General features: G+C 55.6%; 11 protein-coding genes and 3 pseudogenes. 11 read left to right on the forward strand and 3 right to left on the reverse strand.

Features of this window, described 5'->3' with window-relative positions; genetic code table 11:
* The first annotated feature begins 13 nt into the window (after positions 1–13).
* The 4 genes from AC0T4W_RS00085 (at position 14) to AC0T4W_RS00100 (ending at position 4673) form a co-directional block, all read left to right on the forward strand.
* Positions 14–253 (forward strand): hypothetical protein, encoded by a 240-nt coding sequence (locus tag AC0T4W_RS00085; RefSeq protein WP_476315020.1) that lies wholly within the window; start codon positions 14–16, stop codon positions 251–253.
* A 93-nt stretch (positions 254–346) separates the two neighbouring features.
* The gene (locus tag AC0T4W_RS00090) at positions 347–2377 is read left to right on the forward strand and encodes a coiled-coil domain-containing protein (RefSeq protein WP_476314442.1); all 2031 of its coding nucleotides are present in this window, start codon (positions 347–349) and stop codon (positions 2375–2377) included.
* A gap of 216 nt (positions 2378–2593) precedes the next feature.
* Entirely contained in the window at positions 2594–3457 is an 864-nt protein-coding gene (locus tag AC0T4W_RS00095; RefSeq protein ID WP_476314444.1) for a ParA family protein, read from the forward strand.
* Positions 3447–4673 (forward strand): ParB/RepB/Spo0J family partition protein, encoded by a 1227-nt coding sequence (locus tag AC0T4W_RS00100; protein WP_476314447.1) that lies wholly within the window; start codon positions 3447–3449, stop codon positions 4671–4673. The genes AC0T4W_RS00095 and AC0T4W_RS00100 overlap by 11 nt, the downstream gene beginning before the upstream one ends.
* A 310-nt stretch (positions 4674–4983) precedes the next feature.
* Here the strand turns inward: AC0T4W_RS00100 and AC0T4W_RS00105 are convergent, their stop codons facing one another.
* A complete protein-coding gene (locus AC0T4W_RS00105) occupies positions 4984–5322 on the reverse strand; it encodes a hypothetical protein (protein ID WP_476314450.1) in 339 nt (112 codons plus the stop codon).
* 257 nt (positions 5323–5579) lie between these two features.
* Here AC0T4W_RS00105 and istA (AC0T4W_RS00110) point away from each other — a divergent pair.
* Positions 5580–6317 (forward strand): annotated as a pseudogene (gene istA / locus AC0T4W_RS00110) (IS21 family transposase); the annotation flags it as partial.
* A gap of 194 nt (positions 6318–6511) precedes the next feature.
* On the opposite strand, the gene istB (AC0T4W_RS00115) reads toward istA (AC0T4W_RS00110), so the two are convergent.
* Positions 6512–7315 (reverse strand): IS21-like element ISPst3 family helper ATPase IstB, encoded by an 804-nt coding sequence (istB, locus tag AC0T4W_RS00115; protein ID WP_476314408.1) that lies wholly within the window; start codon positions 7313–7315, stop codon positions 6512–6514.
* A pseudogene (gene istA, locus AC0T4W_RS00120) lies at positions 7308–8806 on the reverse strand (IS21 family transposase). The gene istB (AC0T4W_RS00115) and the pseudogene istA (AC0T4W_RS00120) overlap by 8 nt, the downstream one beginning before the upstream one ends.
* 113 nt (positions 8807–8919) lie before the next feature.
* Between istA (AC0T4W_RS00120) and AC0T4W_RS00125 the strand changes: the two are divergent.
* From AC0T4W_RS00125 to AC0T4W_RS00150, 6 genes and pseudogenes are all read left to right on the forward strand, one after another.
* Positions 8920–9690, forward strand: a pseudogene (locus AC0T4W_RS00125) (Mu transposase domain-containing protein); the annotation flags it as partial.
* Positions 9683–10486 carry an IS21-like element ISPst3 family helper ATPase IstB gene (istB, locus tag AC0T4W_RS00130; protein WP_476314408.1) on the forward strand — a complete coding sequence of 268 codons (804 nt, stop codon included), beginning with the start codon at positions 9683–9685 and terminating at the stop codon, positions 10484–10486. The pseudogene AC0T4W_RS00125 and the gene istB (AC0T4W_RS00130), both read left to right, overlap by 8 nt.
* Before the next feature lie 650 nt (positions 10487–11136).
* Positions 11137–12357 (forward strand): DUF7146 domain-containing protein, encoded by a 1221-nt coding sequence (locus AC0T4W_RS00135; protein ID WP_476314453.1) that lies wholly within the window; start codon positions 11137–11139, stop codon positions 12355–12357.
* A 435-nt stretch (positions 12358–12792) separates the two neighbouring features.
* Positions 12793–12933 (forward strand): hypothetical protein, encoded by a 141-nt coding sequence (locus tag AC0T4W_RS00140; RefSeq protein ID WP_476314456.1) that lies wholly within the window; start codon positions 12793–12795, stop codon positions 12931–12933.
* Positions 12934–13002: 69 nt separating this feature from the next.
* Positions 13003–13938: a PD-(D/E)XK nuclease family protein gene (locus AC0T4W_RS00145; RefSeq protein WP_476314459.1), complete on the forward strand. Its 936-nt coding sequence runs from the start codon at positions 13003–13005 to the stop codon at positions 13936–13938.
* A 70-nt stretch (positions 13939–14008) separates the two neighbouring features.
* Positions 14009–14551 (forward strand): hypothetical protein, encoded by a 543-nt coding sequence (locus AC0T4W_RS00150; RefSeq protein WP_476314462.1) that lies wholly within the window; start codon positions 14009–14011, stop codon positions 14549–14551.
* Positions 14552–14614 lie beyond the last annotated feature (63 nt).

Genomic DNA, 14614 nt, shown 5'->3' on the forward strand with positions numbered 1-14614 from the left:
CTGGAGCGTTCGTGTGATAGCCGCCGAGGTTGCTAAGCGCACGAAGAAGACAGTCCCGACAGTTTCCATCCCCAAAGACGATGCAGACGTTCGCCGGTTGAGTGATCTCATCTCAACGACTACGGGCTATCCATGTGTAATCCAGCGGAAGCCTAATGGCTCCTGGCAAATGGGCTTTGCAATGTCCAATGCTGACGAATTTGAAGGGATGCTTGCCCGTCTTGGTGTGAAAGTTAACGAGGGTATCGACTAAAGGGCTGATTTTGAGGGTGCCCTGCACACTATTTAGGCATAACCGCACTAGATGCCTTGAGAATCGGCCTTGGGCACCACTGGAATACTTCGTATGCGTAACCCATTTATCCCTAGCTTGCTGGCAATCGCGATAGCGCTTTCCGGGTGTGCGTCATCCACACCAGATGTACCGCTGCTGCCCAGCCAGAGCCAATACGATGATCGTATGCTCGATTCACTGGGTTCACAGCGTTACTCAGAATCTCAAATCATTTACAAACGGCAGCTGAACGAGTTCGAGGAACGCGTTCAGGACCTGGAAGAACAACGCCGGGCGCTAGAAGCCTCACTATCAGCCAATGCTCACGAACAGGGTATCGGGGGGCAATCGGGTGACGAGGCTGGCCGAATTGAAGCGTTTCAAGCCGCAACCTTGGCCTCCCAGGCCCGCGTCGCAGAGGAAGCTGCCCAGGCAGAAGCCAGAAGGTCATTGATTGAGAATCAACGGGACATGGCCTTGCTGCAAGCAGAAAGGAAGGCTGCGGACAGATTGTCTTTGGCTGAGCAGGCCTACATCAAACAGGAGGCCGAAGCCAAAAGTGCACAAGATCGTGCAGCTGCGGAAGCGGAGCGGGAGCGGGTTAAACGTGCCGTTGAGATTGAAAACGAACAGGACCGCCGAATAGCTGAGGCAGAAGCTAAAGCAGCACTGAGAATTGCAGATGTAAATGGTGCGGCCGCAATCGAACTCGGCCAGGTTGAAAGTAGTGCTCAGCAGGCTATTGCTGCAAAAAAGTCCTCAGACGCCCTCAGTCAGGAATTTCAAGCTACTGAGGCGTCACGTGTCCGCTCAGAAGAGTCCCGCATACTGGATGAGCAGCGCATGACGGTTGCGTTGGCAAGCGCTGATGCCGAGCGCAGAAACGCTGATGACATTGCCGAGCAACAATCCAAAATAGAGTCGTTTAGAGCGGAAACAGGCACGATACTCGCGGCTTTCGATGGCGAGATTGAAGCGAGGCAGCAACAGATTTCTGAACTTAATCGTCAGATCATGGTGTTTCAGGCTAAAGCTACAACTGCATCAATCGAGCGAGAAGCGCTTCTCGCCCCGCAGCTAGCTAAACTTGAACAGCTCAATGCGAACGCCATTCGCCTTGCAGATGTAACCCAAAAGCTAAAGTCAACCTCATTGACGCCCGTGCTATCCGTTCAGCATTCCGGACCTTCCTCAGATGCACTGCAATTCATTGCTCAGCAGGAATCCCAACTCACAATTTCTCGCGCCAATGTAGCTGTTCGCAAGGAACAACAGATTGCGGGCATCAAGAGCCAGCTTGCAACGGAGCTTGCCGCAATTCGATCATCCGCCAGAACCCAACTTGGGGCTTTAGAGCAAGCAGCAATAGCTAGCCACTCACCAGTAATAGACCCGAAGCTTGCAGCCGCAACAGAAATTTCGAAAAACAGGGATCAGGCGAGCATTAAGGCCGAACTCGATGCACAAAAGACGCACATCGTTGCGAAGGCGAGAACCGATTTAGCAGAAGTATCCGCCAAAGCAGAGATAACAAAAGCTGCGGTGGTCGGCCCAGTCGTGACTGGCAGGGAAGTCTACGCAGGCACCTTTGGAAAGAACCCAACGCCATATGCAAAACAGGTGCGGCCTACTGATAAGCCCCAGGTGCTGGTTGCAGCGAAGCCAGAGCAGAGGGTCAAGGCAGTTGATCCCAAGGTTCAAAGCGAAGGTGTCGCCGCACCACTCCAGATAGTTTCGACCTTTAAGCCGAAGTTGCCAGCTCCCAATTCCGGTTCCCCAGGCGAAATTGGCAGCGTTGTCATATCGACCTCGGCGCAATCAGCCGGTGGGTTACAGCCAATTGTGGTAGCCCCGCAAACCCGCACTGTCTTCAACGTCGTTTATGTCTACAAGGACAAGGCAAGCTTCGACCAATTCCAGAACTACCTCAAGGCCTATGGCATCAACGACTTTTCTGCAATTCACGTCGAAAAGAATGGCGAATACCACATTTATGCAGGCAAGTATTACGACAAGGCGAAAGCAGCTACTCGCGTCTCTTATCTGAACAAAACAACCCGTACAACCCACGCTAAGGTAATTCCGCAGGAGGTTCGTCTGTAGTACAGCCTGGCCTGGAATCTTTTCGCATGCGAAAACATTTGGCGGCGTATGCAAAACGGCTCGACACAACTTGGCGCCTTTGGGGGCGCTTTTTTTTGATGCTTAAAACGTACATGTGGCTCCACTAGGTGATCTTATTTCCGCATTGCGGGTAAAGTTTCTTGAAATGCCCCGCAATGCGGTTAAAGTGGGGTAGGTCTTCAAAGGAGCTTGCCCATGACCATTTCCGCACCAAGCAAAAAGAAACGTGACTGCACCGTGGTAACCATCACCAACCAGAAGGGGGGCGTCGGTAAAACCACTATCACCTTCCACCTCAGCGTTTTCCTTGCTGAGCTGGGCTACAAAACCTTGGTCATTGATCTTGACGGCCAGGGAAATATTTCAGGCCTGCTGTGTCCTGATCGCGGTGAAGGCCTGCACACACCAATGCTTTTCGAACATATGGCCACCCTTCCCAAACCACTTTCCTCTGAGTTCGGGGTTGATCTCGCTTATTGCGATGAAGGCGGGGACATGGCTGTCTATGAAATCGAAATGAAGCCAGAGGGTATCAATCAGGTTCAGCCGTTCTACCAACACATCAGTGCCTTGAGTGAGGAATACGACTTCATCATCTGTGACACGCCGCCAACGTATGGCGTGAAGATGATGGCTGCATGTATTTCGGCAAACTGCATTTTTGCACCTGTGGAACTGGCCGGCTTTGCTGTTGACGGCGTAAAAGCGCTCGATCGTTGCTTGCAGACGATCAGCAAGGTGGTAGGGACAGATATCACCCTTGATGGCTTGATCTGCAACAAGTTCGACATGCGCAACTCTGAACACGTCAATGCTCTGGAAATCATTCGCAGCCAGGCAGGAAAGATTGTGCTCAAGACTGTGCTGCGGGACGCCGCCCCGATTGACGCAGCCATCCTCAACCGGACGCCAGCCTGGCGCCGAAAGAAGACTGGGCACCAACGTGAATCCGCCAAGATGATGCTGGAGCTGATGACCGAGCTTTCTCTGCGGATCGGCGTGCCTAAGACAGCCATCAAATCATTTGAGGCAAAAAAGGGGACACGTCATGGCAGTTAAGAAACGCCCACCGCTGGACCTGTCGCAGCTGGCAAACAGAACATTGACCGGAATGGAAGCAAAAGCCTTAGAAGGGCAGGTGCTGCTGCTTCACCCTGATGAAATCGAAACCCCTAAACAGGTTCGAACTGTCTTCCGTAACATCGAGGCCCTTCGCGCAACCATTGATTCTGATGGCCAGGATTCGCCAGTAACAGTTGGCCCCAAAAACTCGCGCGGCAAATACCCTCTTTACAAGGGGGGGCGCCGGCACAAGGCGGCGTCGCTTGAGCCTAAAATTTTGCTGAAAGCGCTGATCGATCCAGACGCGAAGCCGGCAGACAAAGCCATTCTCTCCCAGGTAATCGAGAATGAGCAGCATGATGATCTTCTACCGCACGAGAAGGGTCGGGCTTATCTGGATGCAAAGGAGGCAGCAAAGGCAGAGGGCAAGACTCTAACGAATCGAGAGATTGCCCAATATACGGGTAAGTCTGACGCCTTCATTTCGATGCACATTGCTATTGCGGCAATTCCTGATTCGCTTGTAGAGCTCATCGAAACCGATATTACGCGCGATGCTGACCTGCTGAACTCAATGCGCATCTTGCACAGCACTAATATTCAGCTTTACGACATCTTGGTGGCCGAAGCTAAAGAGGCTGGCTCACTGGATCGTAAGGCTGTTCGTGAAGCAGTACGGGCCACAAAGAACCGGAACGACCAGGATGCACCGGGCGATCCGTCTAAGAACCAACAGGCATCCGGTGCGGCGGGGCAACAAGCCGGGGCTAGCTCAGGGGCGCCTGAGAGTTCATCAGCCCAGGCCCAGCCAGTCGCAGTAAGCCAGACAGCTGTGGCAGGAAACAGCACTGGGGCAGGCAGCGAAGAAAGCCAACTTGAAAAAGGGGGCGCAGAGTTTTCGCATGCTGAAACCTCAACTCAGAAGCCAGGCAATGACGCTCAACCACCTTCAAATGAAGGCGCGGCTCCAGCCAGTGACCTTCTTGATAAGGGCGCTCAGAAAAAGACAACACTGGTTTCTCCAGCTGACTTGATGATCTTTGTTGAAGTGGCATTCGATCAAGACGTTCGAAGCGGGCTTTTGATGATCGATCGGGTTTGCCCAGATGCCAGCAAACTGTGGGTAAACCTAGTTGACGGGAATGGTAACCAGAGCCCGAAACTGGTACAGGCTGACCAGGTTCAAATTGTGTCGATCAGCAAACGATCTTAAATGCATTTTGGTTGCAAAAGGGGAGCCCTAAAAAGCTCCCCTTTTTTTATTGTTTTGGGGACATCGTGGTCTTGTTTTTGGGGAGAGGAAAGGGCAATTTGGGGGCGTTTCAATGTGATCGCCTGTCCTGGATATCTTTTCCCTGACTGATCACGCCCCTTTCCAGATTGCTAATTTGCAGTTTGTTTTGGGTGTTGTTAGAGCTGTTGAACTTCAACTTCTCTTTCAGCTTCGTTTTACCGTTGTTTTGGAATGACGTACTTCGCCATTTCCAACTCAACATTCGTTGTTTTGGACTTGCCGGCTTGCCTCATTTCCGATCCAGCGATTGTTTTACCGTCCTGCGATTGCTTGCTCTATTGCTTTCGTCTGACGTTTTTTCGTCTTTCGACTGCCGATGCTTCTGAGCCTTGCTCTTTGACTGACCGCTTTCGATTGACCGCAATACCCCGTCCTGAATGCCACCGCATTTTTGACGAAAAGCTTTATTGCAATGCAGCTCTTTTACAACCTGGGACTCTTTGCTCTGCCGTCTTTCTTGACGACCGCGACCCTTCGCGTTTTGCCTGTAATTCACTTCGGTGATTTGCTTGTTAAATGTGTGCTGCCCCTCGGCTATGTCGTTGTTGTCTTGTGGATTGCTGTTCAAAGCGTTTCCTGACCCTTCTGGGCGACATTTATTGCCGCCCGCTGGGATGGGTAATGTGTCGCTTCATTCTCATGTCTGGAGTGACTTAAATGCGTAATTACCTTGTTCTCGTTGTGTTTTTTGCAGCTCTTGGCCTCTACCTTGTTGCCGCTGACCGAAAACTGACCCAGTAGAGGCTGTTCTGCCGACTGAAAACTGACCCAGGTGTTCAACTGCTTCTGCTCAATTTCTGAGCAGGAGAACACAGGGTGATCAGTATGGAAATGATGGGCAAAATTCGCCGGATGTATTTTCGCGACAAGCTGTCGCTGCATGAGATAACCAAGCGCACCGGGTTGGCGCGCAACACCATTCGCAAATGGGTCAGAGCACCCGAGGCGAAGCAGCCGGCGTACCAGCGCCGGGCGGTATTCAACAAGCTCAGTGCTTTTCACGCCACGCTGGAGCAGGCGCTGAAGGCCGACTCGCTGCGTTCCAAGCAACAGCGGCGCAGTGCCAAGGCGCTGTTGGCGCAAATCAAGGCCGAGGGGTACGACGGTGGCTACAGCCAGCTCACCGCGTTTATCCGTGCCTGGCGCGGGGAGCAGGGCAAGGCGTTGCACGCCTTTGTGCCGCTGACCTTTGCGCTGGGCGAGGCGTTTCAGTTCGACTGGAGCGAAGAGGGTTTGCTGATCGGCGGCATTTACCGGCGTATGCAGGTGGCGCACCTGAAGCTCTGCGCCAGCCGTGCATTCTGGCTGGTGGCTTATCCGAGCCAAGGCCACGAGATGTTGTTCGACGCGCATACGCGCTCGTTCAGCGCCTTGGGCGGCGTGCCGCGCCGGGGTATTTACGACAACATGAAGACGGCCGTCGACAAGGTCAATAAGGGCAAAGGCCGCACGGTGAATGCGCGTTTCGCGGTGATGTGTGCGCACTACCTGTTCGACCCGGACTTCTGCAACGTCGCCTCGGGCTGGGAAAAGGGCATCGTCGAGAAGAACGTGCAAGACAGTGTTGGCGCTGATGGAAAATTGACCCACCCTGCCGATTGAAATTTGACCCAGGGCGGATTGCTGATTTCTGCATCAGCAACTGTGGATAAGTCTATCAGCGCAGCTGCTCTTAATCCCCCCTCCGTCGATAGCCCAGTTCAGTTGTTTAAGACCTGCCACATGCAGTCATGCAGCAGGTCACCCTCTCGACATGCTCAGAACGGCTCGTCGTCCTCCGGCCGCTGGTCGCCCTTAGGTTTTCGTTCGCGTGCTTTGATCTTCGCCTGGGCCGCCAAGCTGCTGTGTTGCAAGCGGTAGGACTCGTTGCCCGTTTCGACGATGTGGCAGTGGTGGGTCAGCCGATCCAGCAGGGCTGTGGTCATCTTGGCGTCGCCGAACACACTCGACCATTCGGCGAAGCTCAGGTTGGTGGTGATCACCACGCTGGTGTGTTCGTACAGCTTGGACAGCAGGTGAAACAGCAGAGCACCACCGGCCTGGCTGAAGGGCAGATACCCTAGCTCGTCGAGGATGATCAGATCCATGCGCAGCAGTGCCTGGGCGATGCGCCCGGCCTTGCCGTCGTGCTTCTCGCGCTCCAGCAGATTGACTAGGTCAACCGTGGAGTAGAAGCGCACGCGCTTGCCGTGCAGGGTGATGCCGGACACGGCCAGCGCGGTGGCCAGGTGGGTCTTGCCGGTGCCCGGTCCGCCGATCAGCACCAGGTTCTGGGCGGTGTCGGTAAAGGCCAGGCTGGCCAGCTCTTTGATCAGGCGTGCGTCGGCGCTGGAGGAGCTGAAGTCGAAGCCGGCCAGATCGCGGTGCATCGGCAGCTTGGCCATGTTCATCTGGTGGCTCACCGAGCGCATGGCGCGATCTGTGTGCTCCTGTTGCAGCAGGTGTTCGAGCAACCATCTGGAGGACGCCGTTGCCGACTCGCCCTGGGCGATCAACTCCGCCCAGGCAGTGGCCATGCCGTGCAGGCGCAGTTCCTTGAGTTCAGCCATAAGATCACGCATGACCGATTTCCTCGGCATGGCTACGCAGGAGGTCGTAGCGCGCCGTGTTGGCGACGGGGGCTTCCTTGAGCGGCAAGTGGGTTTCGACGGTGGGCGGCGGTTCGCTCGATGTCAGCCGCGCCACGACATTGAGGATGTGTTCGGCGCTCAGGCTGCCGCTCTCAAGCACCAGCTCAACAGCCACCAGCACCGCATCGAGCCCGGCGACCGGTACGGCGGCCAGGACTTGCGCCATGATCCGGTCACCGCCGGCATGCCGCCCAGGCCGTGCCTGAGCCGACGCAGCGGCGCTGGCAGATCGGCAAAGGGCGCGCCGTTGCGCAGCGCGCCGGGCTTGCGCTCAATCAGCGGGATGTAGTGCTGCCAGTCATAGCTGACCTGGTCGCGATCCAGTAAACGCGCATGGCTGGCAATCAACAGGTCATCGGCCACCACCTCAATCCGGGTCGGATACAGGCGGCTGCTGACCCACCGGCCGGCGCGCTCACAGGGCACCGAGTAGCGGTTGCGCCCCACGCTGACCAGGCAGGTACTGGAAACCCGCGCCGCACGCTCGACGTAACCGTCGAAGGCCGTGGGCATGGGCATCATTTCGGCCCGCTCCAACTCCAGCACCTCGGCCACACTGAGCCCGCCGTACTGCGGGTGCGCCAGCTCGCTCCAGAGTGCGCGGCAGCGCTGGCCGAGCCAGGCATTGAGTTCTTCGAAGGAGTGAAATTGGCCGTCCTGGGCGTCGAGCCAGATGCGTCGCCGGCTGTCTTGCACGTTCTTCTCGACGATGCCCTTTTCCCAGCCCGAGGCGACGTTGCAGAAGTCCGGGTCGAACAGGTAGTGCGCACACATCACCGCGAAACGCGCATTCACCGTGCGGCCTTTGCCCTTATTGACCTTGTCGACGGCCGTCTTCATGTTGTCGTAAATACCCCGGCGCGGCACGCCGCCCAAGGCGCTGAACGAGCGCGTATGCGCGTCGAACAACATCTCGTGGCCTTGGCTCGGATAAGCCACCAGCCAGAATGCACGGCTGGCGCAGAGCTTCAGGTGCGCCACCTGCATACGCCGGTAAATGCCGCCGATCAGCAAACCCTCTTCGCTCCAGTCGAACTGAAACGCCTCGCCCAGCGCAAAGGTCAGCGGCACAAAGGCGTGCAACGCCTTGCCCTGCTCCCCGCGCCAGGCACGGATAAACGCGGTGAGCTGGCTGTAGCCACCGTCGTACCCCTCGGCCTTGATTTGCGCCAACAGCGCCTTGGCACTGCGCCGCTGTTGCTTGGAACGCAGCGAGTCGGCCTTCAGCGCCTGCTCCAGCGTGGCGTGAAAAGCACTGAGCTTGTTGAATACCGCCCGGCGCTGGTACGCCGGCTGCTTCGCCTCGGGTGCTCTGACCCATTTGCGAATGGTGTTGCGCGCCAACCCGGTGCGCTTGGTTATCTCATGCAGCGACAGCTTGTCGCGAAAATACATCCGGCGAATTTTGCCCATCATTTCCATACTGATCACCCTGTGTTCTCCTGCTCAGAAATTGAGCAGAAGCAGTTGAACACCTGGGTCAGTTTTCAGTCGGCAGAACAGCCTCTACTGGGTCAGTTTTCGGTCAGCGGCAACAAGACAGCCGGCGACGCATCTGGCTCGACGCCCAGGACGGCCAATTTCACTCCTTCGAAGAACTCAATGCCTGGCTCGGCCAGCGCTGCCGCGCACTCTGGAGCGAGCTGGCGCACCCGCAGTACGGCGGGCTCAGTGTGGCCGAGGTGCTGGAGTTGGAGCGGGCCGAAATGATGCCCATGCCCACGGCCTTCGACGGTTACGTCGAGCGTGCGGCGCGGGTTTCCAGTACCTGCCTGGTCAGCGTGGGGCGCAACCGCTACTCGGTGCCCTGTGAGCGCGCCGGCCGGTGGGTCAGCAGCCGCCTGTATCCGACCCGGATTGAGGTGGTGGCCGATGACCTGTTGATTGCCAGCCATGCGCGTTTACTGGATCGCGACCAGGTCAGCTATGACTGGCAGCACTACATCCCGCTGATTGAGCGCAAGCCCGGCGCGCTGCGCAACGGCGCGCCCTTTGCCGATCTGCCAGCGCCGCTGCGTCGGCTCAGGCACGGCCTGGGGCGGCATGCCGGCGGTGACCGGATCATGGCGCAAGTCCTGGCCGCCGTACCGGTCGCCGGGCTCGATGCGGTGCTGGTGGCTGTTGAGCTGGTGCTTGAGAGCGGCAGCCTGAGCGCCGAACACATCCTCAATGTCGTGGCGCGGCTGACATCGAGCGAACCGCCGCCCACCGTCGAAACCCACTTGCCGCTCAAGGAAGCCCCCGTCGCCAACACGGCGCGCTACGACCTCCTGCGTAGCCATGCCGAGGAAATCGGTCATGCGTGATCTTATGGCTGAACTCAAGGAACTGCGCCTGCACGGCATGGCCACTGCCTGGGCGGAGTTGATCGCCCAGGGCGAGTCGGCAACGGCGTCCTCCAGATGGTTGCTCGAACACCTGCTGCAACAGGAGCACACAGATCGCGCCATGCGCTCGGTGAGCCACCAGATGAACATGGCCAAGCTGCCGATGCACCGCGATCTGGCCGGCTTCGACTTCAGCTCCTCCAGCGCCGACGCACGCCTGATCAAAGAGCTGGCCAGCCTGGCCTTTACCGACACCGCCCAGAACCTGGTGCTGATCGGCGGACCGGGCACCGGCAAGACCCACCTGGCCACCGCGCTGGCCGTGTCCGGCATCACCCTGCACGGCAAGCGCGTGCGCTTCTACTCCACGGTTGACCTAGTCAATCTGCTGGAGCGCGAGAAGCACGACGGCAAGGCCGGGCGCATCGCCCAGGCACTGCTGCGCATGGATCTGATCATCCTCGACGAGCTAGGGTATCTGCCCTTCAGCCAGGCCGGTGGTGCTCTGCTGTTTCACCTGCTGTCCAAGCTGTACGAACACACCAGCGTGGTGATCACCACCAACCTGAGCTTCGCCGAATGGTCGAGTGTGTTCGGCGACGCCAAGATGACCACAGCCCTGCTGGATCGGCTGACCCACCACTGCCACATCGTCGAAACGGGCAACGAGTCCTACCGCTTGCAACACAGCAGCTTGGCGGCCCAGGCGAAGATCAAAGCACGCGAACGAAAACCTAAGGGCGACCAGCGGCCGGAGGACGACGAGCCGTTCTGAGCATGTCGAGAGGGTGACCTGCTGCATGACTGCATGTGGCAGGTCTTAAACAACTGAACTGGGCTATCGACGGAGGGGGGATTAAGAGCAGCTGCGCTGATAGACTTATCCACAGTTGCTGATGCAGAAATCAGCAATCCGCCCTGGGTCAAATTTCAATCGGCAGGGTGGGTCAATTTTCCATCAGCGCCAACATCTACCTGGCTGATGATGCGCAGACCTTCGCGACAAAGCAAAAAGATGATCGTTGTGCAGCTTTTGCCGCCGCGAACCTCGATTGCTAACGCAGCACGTACCCATGACATTTGTCTTTGGGTACACCTATGACGCCTAGCCAGGCGTCATAGGTGTACCCAAAGGCCACAAGAACCCGCCCCTCAGAAGGCGGGTTTTTTTGCGCCTCGGAAAAGGTGGTTTCTTTCTAAGGAATTGTGGACATGCAGGCCTTGATTTGGTCTGGCTGGACCGGATAGGTTGCAGGTGATCTTCCGGCTCCTGCGCACGCATACTTTGCTTGCAAAAGGTTCCAGAGATACCAGTCCTCGAAATTCTTGGTCTGGGCTCTTTTAAAACTTGCTTGAACACATACCACCCTATAGGGCTCTAAAACCCTATGGGTTTTGGTTGCCTTCGGTTAACTGGAGACAACCATGTCCAAGAAAAAGAAACTGGTCGAAGAAGTAAACGATCTGGTGAAGGATGCTGGTGGTTGGTTCAACGTCATTGCGCGTTTAACCAACACATTCGATTCTGCACTCGATCGCATCGGCACTAACGTGGATTGCCCTTTTGCAGCTCGACATCGTAATGGTGGCGGACTGTTGGGTTTTCGGTTTTCAGAGGATTCTCGCTTTGAAGGTCGTGCCATTTGTAGCTGCATGCAGGACAAAGGGGTTTCCCCAGTTGACCTGCTGATGATGGACGGTGTTGGCGGCGGCTCTTTTGTCGGCGTCATGCATGAAATCAAAAAGGCTTATGCCGGTGCTAATGCTCAGGAGTACAAGCGTCGTGAAACCACCCCGGTAATTCGACGCCCAGCTCCAATGACAAGGGAAAAGATGCTTCTTAGGAAGGAGAATTTGACGATCATAGCCAAGGGTCTGATTTCTCTATCCGATGTAGCAGCTCTTCCTGGTCGTGAGTATTTCCGTAAGCGCGGGATACCACTGGGCCCCTACCTTGCCGATGTTAAGTTTCACCCCAGCCTTGAGTATTTCGAAGAGCAGGGGAAAGGCAGAAACAAGGTCAAGGTGTCTAAGGGTTTTCACCCAGCAATCGTCAGTGCGTTTCGTGGCGTCAATGGTCGTGTGGTTAATTTCCACAGGATTTACATCACGGCAAACGGCGACAAGCTGGGCGGTGTGGATGAGGTCAAAAAGATCACATCCCCACTACCAGGCTTCAAAGGATCGTCCATTGCTGTCGCTACTGTTCCAGGTTGCAGGACTCTGCACGTAACTGAGGGAGTAGAGAAGGCATGGGCTATCCACCTGGCAACAGGTGAGTCTGTGAAAGCCGCGTATTCTTGCGGTGCTTTGAAAAGCCTTGTTGTGGACAAAGAACAGTACGATCGAGTGGTCATCTGGTCTGATAACGACCCAGCAATTCCGGGCCGAAATCGTGATTATGGTGACGGCCAATATTTCGCAGGCATGCTGTTTCAGCGTCTGCGTGATGAAGGCTTTGAAGTCGGGTTCATGCTGCCGCAGAAACCTCTTCCAGAAGGTCAAGCCGAGGGGCGCGACTGGGAGGACGTTATCGTCGGTGAGCTGATTCTTGATCTGGCTCAGAAGCACAGGTTTAACTCGCTCACGCAATACGCTGTTCGTGGTGGTGTGTTCCACGGCTTCGCTCTAAGCGTTGCCGCGTAAAAGCACTAGACCTCTTCCCCCATGCTTGCATGGGGGAGGGTGGTCATTACCCAGCCTTGGTTTTCGCATGCGAAAACATCTCAGAAATAACCCCCCAGTCGCTTGACGCCAAATCCCATTATCGCTACAAATGGTATGTCCTATTTGCGCTCACTTGTGAACGCATACCTGTTTGTTACGCCCCTGCATTTCAGAGGTGTTCTACAGGGTGTTATTTGATCCAGAACTTCTGGTGATCTGAGCACAGACATATTTGGAACCACTTGGCGCAGATTTCCATATCAGCGCCGCATCGAAGAGTCACCCACATCCCTTTTGGTAGATGTGGCCAGGAGACTCTTCACCCGGACACGTGCACTCACGAGTCCAGCTTCCATCCCCCTGCTCTGGGTAATCAATTTACCCATAGGTGCAGCTATGGGTATGGAGGTCAAAATGTCTGACGACATTCAACTTCTTTCTTCGCCTGATCCACTCGTTGAACTCAGCGAAGAAGACATAAAACGTCAACGTGCTGCCTACCTCGGTATTCAACTCGAAGACGAACTATCGGAACTGCCAGAAGCCCCCTTCTAGCGCTCCAAATTCCCTCAAGGGCAAACATGCCCTTGGGTAGCGTTTGCCAGTTAGGTGAGAGCAAACGCAATGACCTCAATCTTCTCTCCAACAACGGGCATCATCGAGCTGTCGCCGTCGCAAATTGCAATGGCACAGATTTGCATGAGAAAGCTCGCGTACTACCGTGCGCGTGTGAAGCCTCTAGCTACCTCTGTGAACCTTATGTTCGGCGTATGCCTGCACTGGGTCATCGAGGGCTATGTACGCGGTTTGTTCAGGGATGATGAATTGGGCGACCAGTTCCTCCGCAAGTTCAACGAGCTTCGGCTTGGAAAGCTTGTGGCCATGAGCAAGACCAAAACCAGCGCTGTATTTGAAGCAATCGGGAAGAACCTCTGTGATCAGTTCCCGGCGTTCTACGCCAATTTTGGGCTGAAACCAGTGGTTATCGAAGGCGCATTTAAGATCGACATCGGGAACGGTGTGATCATCAACCTGGTGATCGACTTTGTGGGTATTTGCACAAGGCCGATCTTCGATGCCCAGGGGAACAAACTTGCGGACGTTGGAGATACCGTAATCCTCGATTGGAAAACGGCCTCTACGCCCGAGGGAGCCCTGTTCGCACGGACCGGCTATCAACTGACTTACTACTGGCTGGCGGTGACGCTTGCTTGTGGAAAGCTGGGGATCAAGCCACCAAGGCTGTGTGGATACGCGGCGGGTCTGAAACCCAACATCACAAAGGAAGATTCGGAATCACTCAAGCGCGCAGTATGGCTTCCAGTTCACTGGACCAACCGCGAGCAGAGCGATATCGAAGAAGCAGTTGAGTTCGCCAAGGTAGTAGCAAATCGTTTGCGGATTGGTGAGTTTTTTCGCGCCCCGCATATGGCTTACGACAGCCCATGCGAAAGCAACAACGGCCGATGTGATTTTGTGGGGCCTTGCCTTATGGGCAGCCTCGAAGGACTTCAACTCTCGGGAAAAGCTGCGGGCTTAACCCTAATCGATTTGATCTAACCAAACCCAACCCATACAGGGGCTCAACATGCCCCTGCGGGGGAAGTGTGCGCCCAGGAGAAGCATAATGATGAGTGAAGCTCGCTATTGTGAATTCCAGGCTCAACGCGCGGTTGATCGTCGCCGAAAGCTTGAAGAAACAGATGGTGTTCAACGTAAGGTTGGCGCTGTGCTGGTTTCTGCGATGTTGGCGGAAGCTAAATTTGTTGAAGATGCCCTCAAGCATTTGAAACTCAACTTCTACGAGCGCATGCGCTATGTGGAGGATAACTCTGAATACATTTACGCCACTGATGGCGAAGAGGCTATTCAGGTCGTATGGATGAGTAACCGTCAGGTATGCGTTCATCGGCTAACTTCCCCGGAAATGCGGAGGGAGTTCAAGGCAACGGGCCTCGAAGCGGAGCAGGAAACTGCAAAGTGGGAACGGCATTACTTGGGGCACTGGGTGGATCACACTCATCCCAAGAATCGGGAGCGACTAAGAGCGATTCTTCGTAATCGTTTGGAAGGTCGCGTTCGGCGTCGCGAAGTAACTCGTTTGCAAAGTGTTTTGGACTTCGGTTCGAAGGCAACTGAGCAGACGGTATCGCACATTTATCCGCAGGGATAATAAGTGCACATCAGGATGGAGTGGCAGTCATGCCGGTATCAAAGAAACCAATACCGATATGAC

This window comes from Pseudomonas sp. C7.1 (assembly GCF_056312395.1).

Excerpts from the sequence above, each read along its gene's own strand:
- istB (WP_476314408.1), bottom strand. The coding sequence starts at position 7,315 with ATGCGTGATCTTATGGCTGAACTCAAGGAACTGCGCCTGCACGGCATG.
- AC0T4W_RS00140 (WP_476314456.1), top strand. The coding sequence starts at position 12,793 with ATGTCTGACGACATTCAACTTCTTTCTTCGCCTGATCCACTCGTTGAA.
- AC0T4W_RS00090 (WP_476314442.1), top strand. The coding sequence starts at position 347 with ATGCGTAACCCATTTATCCCTAGCTTGCTGGCAATCGCGATAGCGCTT.
- AC0T4W_RS00100 (WP_476314447.1), top strand. The coding sequence starts at position 3,447 with ATGGCAGTTAAGAAACGCCCACCGCTGGACCTGTCGCAGCTGGCAAAC.
- AC0T4W_RS00145 (WP_476314459.1), top strand. The coding sequence starts at position 13,003 with ATGACCTCAATCTTCTCTCCAACAACGGGCATCATCGAGCTGTCGCCG.
- istB (WP_476314408.1), top strand. The coding sequence starts at position 9,683 with ATGCGTGATCTTATGGCTGAACTCAAGGAACTGCGCCTGCACGGCATG.
- AC0T4W_RS00150 (WP_476314462.1), top strand. The coding sequence starts at position 14,009 with ATGAGTGAAGCTCGCTATTGTGAATTCCAGGCTCAACGCGCGGTTGAT.
- AC0T4W_RS00095 (WP_476314444.1), top strand. The coding sequence starts at position 2,594 with ATGACCATTTCCGCACCAAGCAAAAAGAAACGTGACTGCACCGTGGTA.
- AC0T4W_RS00135 (WP_476314453.1), top strand. The coding sequence starts at position 11,137 with ATGTCCAAGAAAAAGAAACTGGTCGAAGAAGTAAACGATCTGGTGAAG.